Consider the following 13,369-nt stretch of genomic DNA (forward strand, 5'->3'; position numbering starts at 1 on the left):
TTTTATTCATGTTTTGAAAATTGTTTTAAGAAACGAACATCATTTGTGTAGAAATGACGAATATCATCGATACCGTATTTCAACATAGCAATTCGCTCTGGTCCCATTCCGAAGGCAAATCCAGTGTATTTTTTAGAGTCATAGCCAGCCATTTCAAGAACGTTTGGATGGACCATTCCTGCTCCAAGAATTTCAATCCAGCCTGTTTTCTTACAAACATTACAGCCATGTCCGCCGCAAATCATACAGGAAATGTCCATTTCTACAGATGGTTCTGTGAATGGGAAGAAACTTGGGCGTAATCTAATTTCACGATCTTCACCAAACATTTTCTTTGCAAAAACCTCTAAAGTACCTTTTAGATCGCTCATGCGAATATTCTCGCCGATGACAAGACCTTCGATTTGCATAAACTGGTGAGAATGTGTCGCGTCATCATTATCGCGGCGGTAAACTTTACCGGGGCAGATAATTTTGATTGGCCCTTTCCCCTCGTTCTTTTCCATTGTCCGAGCCTGTACGGGTGAAGTATGCGTACGCAGCAAAATCTCATCTGTAATATAGAAGGAATCCTGCATATCGCGTGCCGGGTGACCTTTTGGTAAATTTAGAGCTTCAAAGTTATAATAATCCTGCTCAACTTCTGGTCCTTCCGCAATTTGATAGCCCATTCCTATAAATAAATCTTCAATTTCTTCAATAATTCTCGTTAAAGGATGGTGATTTCCAACCTTAACCGGACTTCCTGGTAAGGTAACGTCAATAGATTCAGAAGCTAGTCTTTCTAATACGGCTGCTTCCTCTAGATCCTTTTGTTTTGCTTCTAATGTAGTAGCAATCGCCTCACGAACTTCATTTGCCAGTGCTCCCATAACAGGGCGCTCTTCTGCTGAAAGTTTCCCCATGCCGCGCAGTACTTCGGTAATGGGACCTTTTTTTCCTAGATAGGCAACACGAATGTCATTTAATTCTTTCAAGCTTGAAGACTGTTCAACTTTTTGAATAGCTTCCTGCTGCAATTCCTTTAATCTTTCTTGCATTGAAATTCCTCCTTAAATTTGATGATATTTCGAATGAAGTAAATGAAAACAAAAAAACCCCATCCCTGGAAAGGGACGAGGTTTATAGTCGCGGTACCACCCTTGTAAACACGGTATGTATAAAACACATGTGTTCGCTTCATTCGGATAACGGCTAGGCCGGTGCACCTTTACACGCGCTTTCTACGTGGTCCCGGTGCCAACTCAGGAGGTGAACTTCTCTTACCATTCCCATAAAAGTGCTTTCAGTCACGGCACTTTCTCCCTAATTGGTCTGTGATAAGATACTTTTCTCCGTCATCGTTTTTTAGTATTTTTCAATAATGTAAATTATTATATAATACTTTATCAGTGGTTTCAAACAAGTATCGTCTATTTTTTCAAAAAATATAACAAGATGCCGGTTGCTACGGCAACATTAAGCGACTCGCTTTTTCCGTAAATCGGAATATACAGGTTCGCGTCCGTTTTAGAAAGCAGCTCTTTGCTAACCCCGCTGCCCTCGTTGCCAACAAGTAATGCAAATCTATCCTCTGTTGAAATATCAGTATATGCAGATGCCCCTTCAAGTGCTGTACCATAAACGGAAATATTTTTTTCCTTTAGCTGTTCCATCCATTCATGGAGGTCACCGGTTATAATCGGCAGGTGAAAATGACTTCCCTGAGCTGATCGGAGTACCTTTGAATTATATACGTCTACGCTGCCCCTTCCTACTATAACTGCGTCAATACCAGCTGCGTCCGCTGTGCGAATCATGGTGCCTAAATTCCCTGGATCCTGCACCGCATCTATTAAAAGATATGTCTTCCCATCTGGCACCTCGATTGAGACTTGTCTGCAAACTGCATAGATTCCTTGCGGTGCTTCCGTATCTGATAAAGTGTTTGAAATCTCTTCTGTGACGGTCGTAACAGGTATTTCATTAAAGTCCCAGCGCGGTGGAATCCCTACATTCGTAGAAACGATGATTTCGATTACACTTTCACTATGTTTTAATGCTTCTTCAACTAAATGAAACCCTTCCACTAAAAATGTCCCAGATTTATCTCGTTCCTTTTTTGTTAAAAGCTTTTTCCATTGTTTTACTTTTGGATTTTGAATGGATTCAATATGTTTCAAGTTTGTACCCCTCTAGTGTTTTTCCTCATTATATCCCAAAAAAAATACATAATAAAACCAAAATTAGAAAACATATAAAAGTAATGCAGGATAATAAAGGAGTGTATAATCATGAATTTAAATTTGCGAAATGCCATTGTACACAATGTCACTGGTAACTCACAAGCTGAATTAGAAGATACAATCGTTGACGCAATCCAAAATGGCGAGGAAAAAATGCTACCAGGTCTAGGTGTACTGTTTGAAATCATTTGGAAGAATTCATCTGAGGATGAGAAGAAGGAAATGCTCGCTGCACTTGAGAGTGGATTGAAGTAATAGTTGTAGCTGCCGATACTAACTCGGCAGCTCTACTTGTTTTTGCGTGCTATCCGCCAGTATTTTTCGCTATCCACAAGTATTTCTTGCTATCCGCCAGTATTTTTCGCTATCCGCCAGTATTTTTCGCTATCCGCCAGTATTTCTCGCTATCCGCCAGTATTTCTCGCTATCCGCCAGTATTTCTTGCTATCCGCCAGTATTTCTCGCTATCCGCCAGTATTTTCCGCTTACCCTCCATCTGCATTAAAAATCCCCAACGAATCCGTCGGGGATAGAGCTGTTACTCATAGGTAATCTTATCAACTGTTTCCCGGTCCAGCCGCTTGGTGACTTCTACGATAAGCTTCACTGTGTTTTCATAGTCATCACGGTGGAGCATTGCGGCATGCGTATGAATATAGCGTGTTGCTATCGTAATGGCGATTGATGGAACGCCATTATGGGCAGTGTGGATTGGACCAGCATCTGTCCCGCCTCCAGGAATAACATCAAATTGATAAGGGATATTTAATTCATCCGCAACATCAATAATAAAGTCGCGTAATCCTTTATGGGCTACAAGGGTCGCATCATATAATATAATTTGTGGACCTTTCCCCATTTTGCTCATGGCTTCTTTCTCAGAAATTCCAGGTGTATCTCCGGCAATTCCTACATCCACCGCAAAAGCGATATCAGGATTGATTTTTTCAGCCGCAGTCTTTGCACCACGAGAGCCAATTTCTTCTTGGGTGGTTCCGAGTCCATACACCTCATTCGGATGGTCACTACCCTTTAATTGCTTCAATACATTAATCGCAATCGCACAGCCGATTCGGTTATCCCATGCCTTTGCTAACAGCAATTTTTCATTATTCATAACAGTAAATTCGAAATACGGTACAACCATATCTCCTGGAAGAACACCCCATTCAAGGGCTTCCTCGCGGCTAGAAGCACCAATATCAATAAACATGTCTTTAATGTCTACTGGTTTTTTACGCGCTTCTGCAGGTAAGATATGCGGAGGCTTCGACCCGACGACACCTATGATATCACCCTTATTCGTTACCACTGTGACGCGCTGCGCAAGCATCACCTGCGACCACCAGCCGCCAAGGGTTTGAAAACGGAGGAATCCCTTGTCGTCAATTTGCGTAACCATAAAACCGACTTCATCTAAGTGGCCAGCCACAATAATTTTCGGACCGCCCTCTTTTCCAACCTTTTTGGCGATTAAACTGCCAAGTCCATCGGTTGTCACTTCATCCGCATATGGAGCTATGTATTTTTTCATTACTTCGCGGACTTCCCGCTCGTTGCCAGGAATTCCTTTGGCATCGGTTAAATCCTTTAACATCGTTAAGGTCTCATCCAAATTAGCCATTGCTGCTCCCCCTTTTTATGTATATCGAAATTTATTATACAGAATATAGTGATTATGTTCAGCTAATAATTATTCTGCTGTCTCTGATAATTTACTTCGTTTTTTGCAAAATATGCTTTTTCCATTTCATTGTAGGATATTCCAAGCAGTCCGCCAAGCTGCAAATAAGATTGTAACAAAGTTTTGAAATCACGTTCATTTTTACTGTTTTTAAACGCATTTACTTTTTCATAAATCAAAAGGAATTGCTCTGTTGTGCTTACTGTTGTTGGTTCCAAATCAAGTGTGTAATCGAGTTTTTGAAATTTGCATTCAATTCCAAGTGATAAAATGAAATGCACCCCATCAACATATTCCTCTAAAATCACACTCTTTTCCGATGAAGGCTTGACGCTCCAAAACTTGAAACAGCGTGTTTCATTTGCCAATTCTCCGAGCTCCACCAGCAATGCAAGAACCTTTCTATTAAACAAATCTTCGTTCTGTAATCCATGCTTTTCTTCAATATGCTGGTCCAATCCTTGCTGCATTTCAAATAATTGATCTAGCTGCATTTATCAACACTCCCTTAGTAAAATTATATCAAACTATGATAAGAATGAAACTTTTCGCTTTCTGTTTCGTATAGTAGGAAAAAGGTCTAGGAGGCAAAATCATGGTTTGGCTGCTACGCTTACTGTTAGTATGCATGTTTATCTTTTTGTTTTATCGAACAATTAAATTCCTCCTCAAACCAACCCGTAAATTAGAAGCAGCACGAAAACACAAACGCTTCTTGCTTGTTGATAATGAGGAGGTTATCAAGAATTTTCAACTTACCTACAATGGTGCATTGTTTACAGGAGAAAAATACCTAGGTGCCACGAAAAATACAATAGATGTTGTTTCCATCTCACTTTGGCCGGATCAGACTACTTCCATTCAAGGAATGGCGAAGGAGGACTTTCATTTTATAGAGAAAAAAATCCATGAAAAATATCCGGTTGCCCAGATCAATTGGAAAAGCCCGATCCATGAATTTTTGCATCAAAAATAGCCGCTTAACCAGCGGCTTTTTCTTTTGTTCTTTTAAAAAACTCCTTCCATTTAATCACATTTTGTTTCTCCCTTAACAAATAAACAAGAAATGTTAACCCAAGCAGAATCACTGCAATAACGGATGGGGTAAACGTGCTGATGTACTCTCCAAAAATAGTACAAAAAAAGGCAATCGGAATATTTGTCAGGAAAGAAGCCTTCATGTAGTCCTTAAATCTTGGTTTTCTTTGCTTTAAACAGAAGCTTAATAAATGGTAATGTACAAATGGAATAAGTCTTAAAATAGCAATTTGACCAACAGTAAGATTCCGGTATTCACCGAACCAGCGATTTTTTATTTGTATCAAACGGTTCTGGGTTTTCGGCAATCTATCTATAAAAGCATAGAAAGAAATACTAACCCCCATTAAGCCAATAACCGAATAAATCGTTCCCCATACCGTTCCAAATAGCACTCCTCCCGCGATGACGACAACTGATACAGGAATGAATAGGAACGATCTTAGCAAATGAAAGAGAATGAATGCCAAAGGAGCAAAAATCCCTCCTGCTTCTACCATGATTAACAGCAATGACAAATCCTCATTCATTGTACATGCCCCCTGGGTGTTAATCTTTGTTGTGAATCCAGCTCCATCGCCTAGCCCCTCGGGGTCATAAGCCAATCCGTCATGAAGGTTAAAGAACAACCTTCCTGCCAGCTCGGCCTTATGCCTGTCGGGGCTGAACACAAAGGGAAAGCTCCTTTGAATACTCTTCGCAGGAACAAGCTGTGCTTGTTCCGAAGGCGCTTTCGCTCTTTGTTGATAATTAAGCTTATAAATAGGGGCAAGCTGTTATGTCTACAATCTGTAAATATAAACGAAAAGAATTATTTCTGCGGCCGCCAGTAAGGGAAATCCAATCCTAAAGGCCTGGTGCTTTGTCTTATGCCGGTATAGCTGCATCCCGGCAGTTGTTCCAACCGCCCCGCCAAATACCGCAATCAGCCACAACGTCCTTTCACTTATTCGGTATTCATGTTTTTTTGCCCGTTCTTTATCTGCCTTCATCACCACAAGACCAATCAGATTCATGATGATGTACACCGCTAATAGTGTATTCATTTCCCCACTCCCTTATAGAAAAAGCCATCCTCGCGACGGAGAATGGCTTTTTATAAATTATTTAGATTGTTGTTGTTTTGCAACGTTTGCTAATTCAGTAAATGCTGCAGCATCGCTCACTGCTAATTCAGCAAGCATTTTGCGGTTTACTTCGATACCAGCAAGCTTTAAGCCATGCATTAAACGGCTGTAAGAAAGACCGTTCATACGAGCTGCTGCGTTGATACGAGTAATCCAAAGTTTACGGAAGTCGCGCTTCTTCTGGCGACGATCGCGGAATGCATACATTAAAGATTTCATAACCTGTTGGTTAGCTACTTTATATAATGTATGTTTTGAACCATAATAACCTTTTGCTAATTTTAAAACTTTTTTACGACGCTTGCGCGTAACTGTACCGCCTTTTACACGTGGCATGTAATTACCCTCCTATATAAATCGATCGCTCGAATTTACTTGATGTTTGTTAATAAGAAACGGATGCGTTTGAAATCGCCTTTAGAAACAACAGACGCTTTGCGAAGCTTACGCTTTGCTTTAGTAGACTTATTTGCAAATAAGTGGCTAGTATAAGCGTGTGAACGCTTCAGTTTACCAGAACCAGTTTTCTTGAAACGCTTTGCAGCGCCACGGTGAGTTTTCATTTTTGGCATTGGGATAGTCCTCCTTATTACTTTTCAGTTTTAGGTGCTAGAACGAGGAACATGCTTCGTCCATCCATTTTTGGATGAGACTCGATTGTTGCAACTTCCTTGCACTCGGTAGCAAAACGGTCTAATACACGTTGACCGATTTCTTTATGGGTAATCGCCCGGCCCTTAAAGCGGATTGAAGCTTTTACCTTGTCGCCTTTTTCCAAAAACTTAATCGCATTGCGAAGTTTTGTATTAAAGTCGTGCTCATCAATTGTTGGGCTGAGACGAACTTCTTTGGTAACAATAATCTTTTGATTCTTTCGAGCTTCTTTTTCTTTCTTTTGATTCTCGAATTTGAATTTGCCATAGTCCATAATTCGGGCTACCGGAGGCTTCGCATTTGGTGCAACTAGTACCAAATCAAGATTCACTCTTCCAGCAATCTCCAACGCTTCAAATTTGGTTTTAATCCCCAATTGCTCGCCGTTTTGATCAATTAGGCGAACTTCACGAGCGCGAATACCCTCATTTAACAACATGTCTTTGCTAATAATTAGCCACCTCCAAGGTTTTCACGAATACAACATTTGGGTCAAGTTAATCAGCTGACTGACTTATGACACTTTGCTGTTTCGGCAAGAAATGAACAACTTTTAGATGTTTTGTTTTTTTGCAAATAAAAAAGTGCGGATGCGAACACCCACACTTTACGAAACAAAAGTAATAAACTAAAAAGTTCACGTAAAACCTGCCAACTGCCAATTGCGTCAATCAGGTGAGAAGCGGGTGCTTCTTCTTTTCCCAAAACTAGTATTCAATTTTCCTTAGTAACTATAACATAAACAAAGATATGATGTCAAACACACATTTCGTATGACAACAAAAATCATTCTATCAAGAAATGAAATATTATTCAATAGAAATTTTTTCTTTTCAAAAAAACAAGGGGAGAAAAATCTCCCCTTGCGATCATTTATCCTCTTTTTACCTCTGCTTTTAATGATTCAAGGAATTGTGCAAATGGCTCTGTTACTGACTTTTGCTCACCATATTTACGGACGTTAACGGCATTTTCTTCAACTTCCTTGTCACCGACAACGAGCATATATGGAATTTTTTGCATTTGTGCTTCACGGATTTTGTAGCCGATTTTTTCATTACGGCCATCTATTTCAACACGGAAGCCTTCATTTTGAAGCTGTTCCTGAACCTGCTTAGCAAAATCATAATGTGCATCGGGAGAAACAGGAATGACCTGTACCTGTACTGGCGCTAACCAAGTTGGGAAGGCACCTTTGTATTCCTCAATTAAGAAGGCTACAAACCGTTCCATTGTTGACACAACACCGCGGTGGATAACAACTGGGCGATGCTGTTTCCCGTCCTCACCCACATAATTCAGATCAAATCTTTCAGGAAGCAAGAAGTCTAACTGTACAGTAGAAAGTGTTTCTTCTTTTCCTAAAGCAGTTTTTACTTGAACATCGAGCTTAGGACCGTAGAAAGCAGCTTCTCCTTCTGCTTCATAATAATCAAGGCCAAGGTCATCCATCGCATCCTTCAACATACTTTGTGCTTTTTCCCACATTGCATCATCATCAAAATACTTTTCAGTATCTTGCGGGTCTCTGTAGGAAAGACGGAAGGAATAGTCATTAATGTTGAAATCTTTGTATACAGCTAAAACAAGATTAACCACTCGTTTAAATTCATCTTTAATTTGATCAGGTCGAACAAAGATATGAGCATCATTTAATGTCATCCCACGAACACGCTGCAGTCCAGATAAAGCGCCGGACATTTCGTAACGGTGCATAGTTCCAAGTTCAGCAATTCGAATTGGAAGTTCACGATAACTGTGTATAGCATTTTTGTACACCATCATGTGGTGCGGACAGTTCATTGGACGAAGTACCAATTGCTCGTTATCCATGTCCATTATAGGGAACATATCCTCCTGGTAATGATCCCAGTGACCTGAAGTTTTATATAAATCCACACTGCCCATGATTGGAGTGTACACATGGTCATAGCCAAGACGCTGCTCTTTATCAACAATGTAACGTTCAATTACTCGTCGAATAGTTGCACCCTTTGGTAACCATAATGGCAGCCCTTGTCCAACTAATTGTGAGCTTGTGAAAAGGTTCAACTCTTTACCAATTTTACGGTGGTCACGTTCTTTCGCTTCTTCCAATAAGCGAAGGTGCTCTGCAAGGTCTTCTTTCTTAAAGAACGCAGTACCATAAATACGCTGCAGCATTTTATTTTTGCTGTCACCACGCCAGTAGGCACCTGCAATGCTTAATAATTTAAATTCTTTAATTTTTCCAGTTGAAGGTACGTGAACACCTCGGCAAAGGTCAGCGAAATCACCTTGCTCATAAATTGTCACTGTCTCATCATCAGGGATCGCTTCAATGAGTTCAAGCTTGTATGGGTCACCGGCTGCTTTGAAGAACTGAACGGCTTCCGCACGGCTAACCTCTTTACGAACGATTTCAATGTTTTCATTGACGATCTTCGCCATTTCTTTTTCAATTTTCGGAAGATCTTCTGGAGTAATTGATTCTTCAAGGTCGATGTCATAATAAAATCCACCTTCAATAACGGGACCTACCCCAAGGTTTACTTCTTTGCCATACAGCCTTTTAATCGCTTGTGCCATTAAGTGTGCAGTACTATGACGCAAAATCTCTAAGGCATCTTTTGAATCTGGGACAACGATTTCTATGGAACCGTCCTCTACGATTGGACGGCGAAGATCAAATAATTGACCATTCCATTTCCCGGCAATAGCCTTTTTCTTCAGTCCCGGGCTGATGGAAGCGGCAATATCTTCCGTTGTTGTTCCACGAGGGAACTCCTTCACTGCTCCATCTGGAAACGAAATCTTAACAACGTCTGACATGGTTTTTCCTCCTTTGTGAGAAAAGCGGAAGCGCCTTGCCCAGGGGCGTGAGTCTAGACGAGCCGGCGAAAAGGTCGTTCTTTGACCTTTTTGACGGATTGGCTTATGACCCAAGCCCCTAGGCGCTGCAGCTAGACAATTCTCGAATATTTGATAAAAAATAAAAAAACCCGTCCCTGGAAAAGGGACGAGTTTATTAAACACGTGGTTCCACCCAATTTTTCATTTTTATAAACACACTTAAAAATGACTTTAGGACAGGGTAACGGGCTGTTTCCCGTCAGTCGATTACTCACTTCAAAGAAGCGTTCACCGCTGAAGTTTAAAGGTGGTAAGCATTCAATCCGTGCTAGGAGGCTTTCAGCCAGGTCCTCCCTCTCTGGTAACCGTGAAAAAATACTGTTGTCCTTATCATTACTTTTGCTTCATTTAGATTATGTACGTTATTATAATGATAATTTTATAAAAAATCAATACACCAAGCACACAATTTTTTAAGCACCGTTTTCATTTGCGCTGTTTTCCTGTTGAACCCTTTCTTTTGTATCTCGCAAACCTTTATATGACTTGATTAAAACTCTTTCTTCAAAGATGTTTTTAATCGTCCTTACAAGCGGTTCCTCCGGATTTTTTGTATAAAGGTAAATATTCTTAGGTGCGATTGATAATAAAGGTGCAATGGATGCAGAATCCACATAAACCGGATGATTAAACAAAAGCTTCCGATCTATCATTCTCACCAGCTCTCCCCTTTTTATCTCTTCAAATTTTTCATCAAAAAAGGTAATCTCCTCATCAAATAACAAATGCAGCGTGTCCATTCTTGGTTCACGGCATGCTAAAAAATCCCGTAATGTTTGGATAAACATTTGATACTCTTGTTCCATTTTATATTCATCAATGGATATTTCTACGTAACTCTCTAACATTTTTATATAAGGACGCAATCGAAATTTTAGAAAGGAATCAAATGAAAAAGAAACATTCTCTTGAAAAATTTCATCAATCGCTTCTCTAATATCTGGCATTTCCTCATTTTTCTTAATTAAAACAGTCAGGTCCTCCCTAGCACCCTCAAGAACAGAATCAATAATCTCCATGATGTGCTGTTGCTCTTCTGGGTCCTCGAAAAAATACTGCTCCTGTAAAATGGAGCGCAGCCAATCATCACGTTTTATTTTTATGATAAATTGATAAAATGCGTCCTTGACCTCTTCTAAACTTACCTTGTTTTCCAGAATCCTTACTATATGTCGATCTTCTATTAGAAGAATATCTTGATTATATTTTAAGCACTCCCGCAAGTGATCATAAAATCTCTTCACATCCATCTTGCTTCGGAAGATGATTTCTGCCAACCAAATCCCCCCTCTGACCCATACTCTGTTTTACTATTTATATGGGGGACTTGGACAAAATAGAAGTTAAGACAGCTAGGTTACAACGATATTGTGAAAAAAAATAAGGATTACCGAAAATAACTCGGCAATCCCTATTTTTTAATCCCTGCGGTTTCGTCCATCAACTAGAACGGGTTCACTTAAACTTCGGATTCTTTCCATGATTCTTCGTGCTTTCATTTTCTCCTCTTCACCGCGTTGACTGTAGGTTAAATGGTGCTCTAGTCCTTGAAAGTCAAAATTAGAGGTAAAGAAGGTTGGAAGCTTTTCAAGCATTCTGAACTGTAGGATTGGACCTAATACTTCATCTCTTGTCCAGCTGGAAACCGCTTCTGCACCGATATCATCAAGCATTAAGATAGGTTCTTTTTTGAGAGCTTCAATTTTTTCATTTAAGGTAGAATCACCTATTGCACTTTTCATTTCACGCAGCAACTCAGGTACATACACAATCATCGAGGAGATTTGCTTTTTGGCCAATTCATTGGCTATGGCTCCTAATAAATAGGATTTTCCGACGCCAAACTTGCCATATAAATATAGGCCCTTTGGTTTTAGGCCGGCCTCGTAATTCATTAAAAAGGTAGCAGCCTTGTCTCCTGCGTCTAAACGTCCCAAGTCACCTTCGAACTCTTCAAAAGTAGCTTCCAAAATATCTTTTGGCACATGAAGGCTTTTAATAAGTTTTTGATTTTTCTTTTGTTCGTCTGCCATCACTTTTCTAGGACAACGCTTATAAACCACATCAATCGAGTTACGAACCAGCACTAAATCCGGATGGTATCCTTTCATGAAGTTAATACAGCCATCGAGACTCTCACACCGATTGCATTCTTTACTTTGCTGGGTATACTCATAAAGCTTACTCATGCTTTTTTCAATGGTTGCCTGTGTTAGCTCATTTTGATGTTCCGTCAGAAAAGCTTGAACATCAGGTTGCTTTAGAACTTGCTGCCGCTGCTCTTCATAGCGTTTCTGAAAGCTTTCATTTGAGGCTAAACGCTTTAGTGTTCGATTTATTTTTTCCATTACCCTCAACCCCTATTTACGAAAGGCTTTTAGCTTTTCTTCAATTGCACGCTTTTTCGCTTCAAGCTCTGTGTTATCATCTGTTTGAATTTCTTTACTACTATCTTTACCATTCTCATCAAACCAATCAGGTAAAACTTCAGTCCGGATAGGTTTTTTAGAAGATTTCCCGGTTTTTTTACTTTCTTTAACGCTTCGCTCTTCTTTTCGTGCAGCTTCCATTGCTTCCCTAACGGTCTTAATCTTAAGGCGAGCCCAATGGCTGGCTATCGATTCAACAAATCCCTTAGTAAATTTCATATCTGTTTTTCTAAGGACAACCTCAATCAACACGTTTACCACACCAGGAGGAAGTTTATATTTAATCATTACTTCCTCTAATATCTTTAGATTCGAAGCTGATGGTTCAACGCCGCCTGAAAGTTCTTTAAAAATCACAATCGGTGGTGTCGTTTCATAATAACGCACTAACTTTTGTTCCTGCGTTTTCGGTTCCGTTACTTGTTCCTGATGAACAGCGGGCTGGGTTCGATTGACCAGGCTCGGCAGTTGGTCATAATTTTCAAATTGATACCAATCACGCGCACCTTTTCTTAAGTCCTCAATATCAATTTCATCCTTCTCATTGATAGCCCCTAAAATAAAGTTTTTCATTTCAATGGGACCAATTCCATAAAGGAAGGCTAGGTTACTGATAACCTCTTTTACCTTTTTGGTTAGTGACTTTTGAGGAACGAGCGATTCTTGAAGACCTGCCATTAATAGGTCAAAATCAAAGGTTTTCGTATCGATTTGGATTGGTTTTTGATCCTGACGGCCGATAAATTCTAGGTTGTGCTGTGCTTCTAGGTCTTCCGAATGGTCTTGCATATATTGAACACTTCCAGGTGTAGCCGATGCAAACACATCCTGAAAAGACCGTGTTACGTCGGAATACTCCTCATCCAAAGGTTTTTGCTTATCACTAAAAAAGCGTTTTAACCGGGCAAAGTGGTTTTTTCCAATTTTACGATATAAATAAATATTTAACATTCCATCAAGAAAGAACTGTTCCGGATTTAACGGCGGATGGAGTTCATAGATAAAAGAACGTCCATCATCATCTGATTTTACGTATGTTTTTAGTAAACCAATTCCTTCAAGCTTTAGCCTTGCTTCATAGATATCCTTTAAATTGACACTTAATAAATTCATTAATAAATGATGGGTGGAAGACTCCGACCATAGTCTATTTTCTTCAATCTCAGCCCAGAGTGTCAAATATAAACTTAAACAAGCAGAGCCGATTAAGGGCTGGTACAAAAAAGTCAGCACTTTGCGGTCATATTCATGCAGCAATCCACTTGACGTAACAAGGTAACGGTCAATCGGAATCAATTCCTGCCAATGCTGCGCCATTTC

General features: G+C 39.9%; 15 protein-coding genes and 2 other annotated features. Of the genes, 2 read left to right on the top strand and 13 right to left on the bottom strand.

Translation table 11 applies throughout. The annotated features are described in order from the left end of the window. Positions 1 to 2: 2 nt before the first annotated feature. Positions 3 to 1,040 carry a phenylalanine--tRNA ligase subunit alpha gene (pheS, locus tag V7108_RS01000; RefSeq protein ID WP_335567143.1) on the bottom strand — a complete coding sequence of 346 codons (1,038 nt, stop codon included), beginning with the start codon at positions 1,038 to 1,040 and terminating at the stop codon, positions 3 to 5. A gap of 68 nt (positions 1,041 to 1,108) precedes the next feature. Then, positions 1,109 to 1,350 (bottom strand) — a binding site (T-box leader). Between the two features lie 62 nt (positions 1,351 to 1,412). After that, positions 1,413 to 2,162 (bottom strand): TrmH family RNA methyltransferase, encoded by a 750-nt coding sequence (locus V7108_RS01005; protein WP_335567144.1) that lies wholly within the window; start codon positions 2,160 to 2,162, stop codon positions 1,413 to 1,415. A gap of 111 nt (positions 2,163 to 2,273) precedes the next feature. On the opposite strand from V7108_RS01005, the gene sspI reads away from it, so the two are divergent. Next, positions 2,274 to 2,480 (top strand): small acid-soluble spore protein SspI, encoded by a 207-nt coding sequence (gene sspI, locus V7108_RS01010; protein WP_335513147.1) that lies wholly within the window; start codon positions 2,274 to 2,276, stop codon positions 2,478 to 2,480. Between the two features lie 283 nt (positions 2,481 to 2,763). Here the strand turns inward: sspI and V7108_RS01015 are convergent, their stop codons facing one another. Beyond that, positions 2,764 to 3,849, bottom strand: a complete 1,086-nt coding sequence (locus V7108_RS01015; RefSeq protein WP_335567145.1) for a M42 family metallopeptidase — start codon at positions 3,847 to 3,849, stop codon at positions 2,764 to 2,766. A gap of 62 nt (positions 3,850 to 3,911) precedes the next feature. Then, positions 3,912 to 4,403, bottom strand: coding sequence for a dUTP diphosphatase (locus V7108_RS01020; RefSeq protein ID WP_335567146.1), 492 nt, complete (start codon positions 4,401 to 4,403; stop codon positions 3,912 to 3,914). Between the two features lie 101 nt (positions 4,404 to 4,504). Between V7108_RS01020 and V7108_RS01025 the strand changes: the two genes are divergently transcribed. After that, positions 4,505 to 4,885, top strand: coding sequence for a sigma-w pathway protein ysdB (locus V7108_RS01025; RefSeq protein ID WP_335513155.1), 381 nt, complete (start codon positions 4,505 to 4,507; stop codon positions 4,883 to 4,885). A gap of 4 nt (positions 4,886 to 4,889) precedes the next feature. On the opposite strand, the gene V7108_RS01030 is transcribed toward V7108_RS01025, so the two are convergent. The 9 genes from V7108_RS01030 to V7108_RS01070 all read right to left on the bottom strand — a co-directional run bounded on the left by V7108_RS01030 (position 4,890) and on the right by V7108_RS01070 (position 13,366). Then, positions 4,890 to 5,618, bottom strand: coding sequence for a TVP38/TMEM64 family protein (locus tag V7108_RS01030; RefSeq protein ID WP_335567147.1), 729 nt, complete (start codon positions 5,616 to 5,618; stop codon positions 4,890 to 4,892). 111 nt (positions 5,619 to 5,729) lie between these two features. After that, positions 5,730 to 5,993: a DUF1294 domain-containing protein gene (locus tag V7108_RS01035; protein ID WP_335567148.1), complete on the bottom strand. Its 264-nt coding sequence runs from the start codon at positions 5,991 to 5,993 to the stop codon at positions 5,730 to 5,732. Positions 5,994 to 6,050: 57 nt separating this feature from the next. Beyond that, on the bottom strand, positions 6,051 to 6,410 hold the full coding sequence (gene rplT, locus V7108_RS01040) for a 50S ribosomal protein L20 (protein ID WP_335513161.1): 360 nt from the start codon (positions 6,408 to 6,410) through the stop codon (positions 6,051 to 6,053). A 35-nt stretch (positions 6,411 to 6,445) separates the two neighbouring features. Continuing rightward, positions 6,446 to 6,646: a 50S ribosomal protein L35 gene (gene rpmI, locus V7108_RS01045; RefSeq protein ID WP_045523549.1), complete on the bottom strand. Its 201-nt coding sequence runs from the start codon at positions 6,644 to 6,646 to the stop codon at positions 6,446 to 6,448. Positions 6,647 to 6,663: 17 nt separating this feature from the next. Beyond that, positions 6,664 to 7,167, bottom strand: a complete 504-nt coding sequence (gene infC / locus V7108_RS01050; RefSeq protein ID WP_034676878.1) for a translation initiation factor IF-3 — start codon at positions 7,165 to 7,167, stop codon at positions 6,664 to 6,666. 133 nt (positions 7,168 to 7,300) lie between these two features. After that, positions 7,301 to 7,432: a sequence feature (ribosomal protein L20 leader region), on the bottom strand. Positions 7,433 to 7,601: 169 nt separating this feature from the next. Beyond that, positions 7,602 to 9,539 carry a threonine--tRNA ligase gene (thrS, locus tag V7108_RS01055; RefSeq protein ID WP_335567149.1) on the bottom strand — a complete coding sequence of 646 codons (1,938 nt, stop codon included), beginning with the start codon at positions 9,537 to 9,539 and terminating at the stop codon, positions 7,602 to 7,604. A 494-nt stretch (positions 9,540 to 10,033) separates the two neighbouring features. Beyond that, complete coding sequence (ytxC, locus tag V7108_RS01060; RefSeq protein WP_335567150.1) at positions 10,034 to 10,897, bottom strand: putative sporulation protein YtxC; 864 nt, start codon at positions 10,895 to 10,897, stop codon at positions 10,034 to 10,036. A gap of 141 nt (positions 10,898 to 11,038) precedes the next feature. Next, positions 11,039 to 11,968 (bottom strand): primosomal protein DnaI, encoded by a 930-nt coding sequence (gene dnaI, locus V7108_RS01065; protein WP_335509279.1) that lies wholly within the window; start codon positions 11,966 to 11,968, stop codon positions 11,039 to 11,041. A 12-nt stretch (positions 11,969 to 11,980) separates the two neighbouring features. Further along, positions 11,981 to 13,366, bottom strand: a complete 1,386-nt coding sequence (locus tag V7108_RS01070; protein ID WP_335567151.1) for a replication initiation and membrane attachment family protein — start codon at positions 13,364 to 13,366, stop codon at positions 11,981 to 11,983. Positions 13,367 to 13,369: the final 3 nt, after the last annotated feature.

It is taken from the genome of Neobacillus vireti, from assembly GCF_036962345.1.
Lineage (GTDB): Bacteria > Bacillota > Bacilli > Bacillales > Cytobacillaceae > Neobacillus > Neobacillus vireti_A.

Bases quoted from the DNA above. Each gene is read 5' to 3' on its own strand.
- dnaI (WP_335509279.1), bottom strand. From the start codon at position 11,968: ATGGAAAAAATAAATCGAACACTAAAGCGTTTAGCCTCAAATGAAAGC.
- rpmI (WP_045523549.1), bottom strand. From the start codon at position 6,646: ATGCCAAAAATGAAAACTCACCGTGGCGCTGCAAAGCGTTTCAAGAAA.
- thrS (WP_335567149.1), bottom strand. From the start codon at position 9,539: ATGTCAGACGTTGTTAAGATTTCGTTTCCAGATGGAGCAGTGAAGGAG.
- infC (WP_034676878.1), bottom strand. From the start codon at position 7,167: ATGTTGTTAAATGAGGGTATTCGCGCTCGTGAAGTTCGCCTAATTGAT.
- V7108_RS01015 (WP_335567145.1), bottom strand. From the start codon at position 3,849: ATGGCTAATTTGGATGAGACCTTAACGATGTTAAAGGATTTAACCGAT.
- rplT (WP_335513161.1), bottom strand. From the start codon at position 6,410: ATGCCACGTGTAAAAGGCGGTACAGTTACGCGCAAGCGTCGTAAAAAA.
- V7108_RS01035 (WP_335567148.1), bottom strand. From the start codon at position 5,993: ATGAATACACTATTAGCGGTGTACATCATCATGAATCTGATTGGTCTT.
- V7108_RS01025 (WP_335513155.1), top strand. From the start codon at position 4,505: ATGGTTTGGCTGCTACGCTTACTGTTAGTATGCATGTTTATCTTTTTG.
- sspI (WP_335513147.1), top strand. From the start codon at position 2,274: ATGAATTTAAATTTGCGAAATGCCATTGTACACAATGTCACTGGTAAC.
- V7108_RS01020 (WP_335567146.1), bottom strand. From the start codon at position 4,403: ATGCAGCTAGATCAATTATTTGAAATGCAGCAAGGATTGGACCAGCAT.
- V7108_RS01070 (WP_335567151.1), bottom strand. From the start codon at position 13,366: ATGGCGCAGCATTGGCAGGAATTGATTCCGATTGACCGTTACCTTGTT.
- pheS (WP_335567143.1), bottom strand. From the start codon at position 1,040: ATGCAAGAAAGATTAAAGGAATTGCAGCAGGAAGCTATTCAAAAAGTT.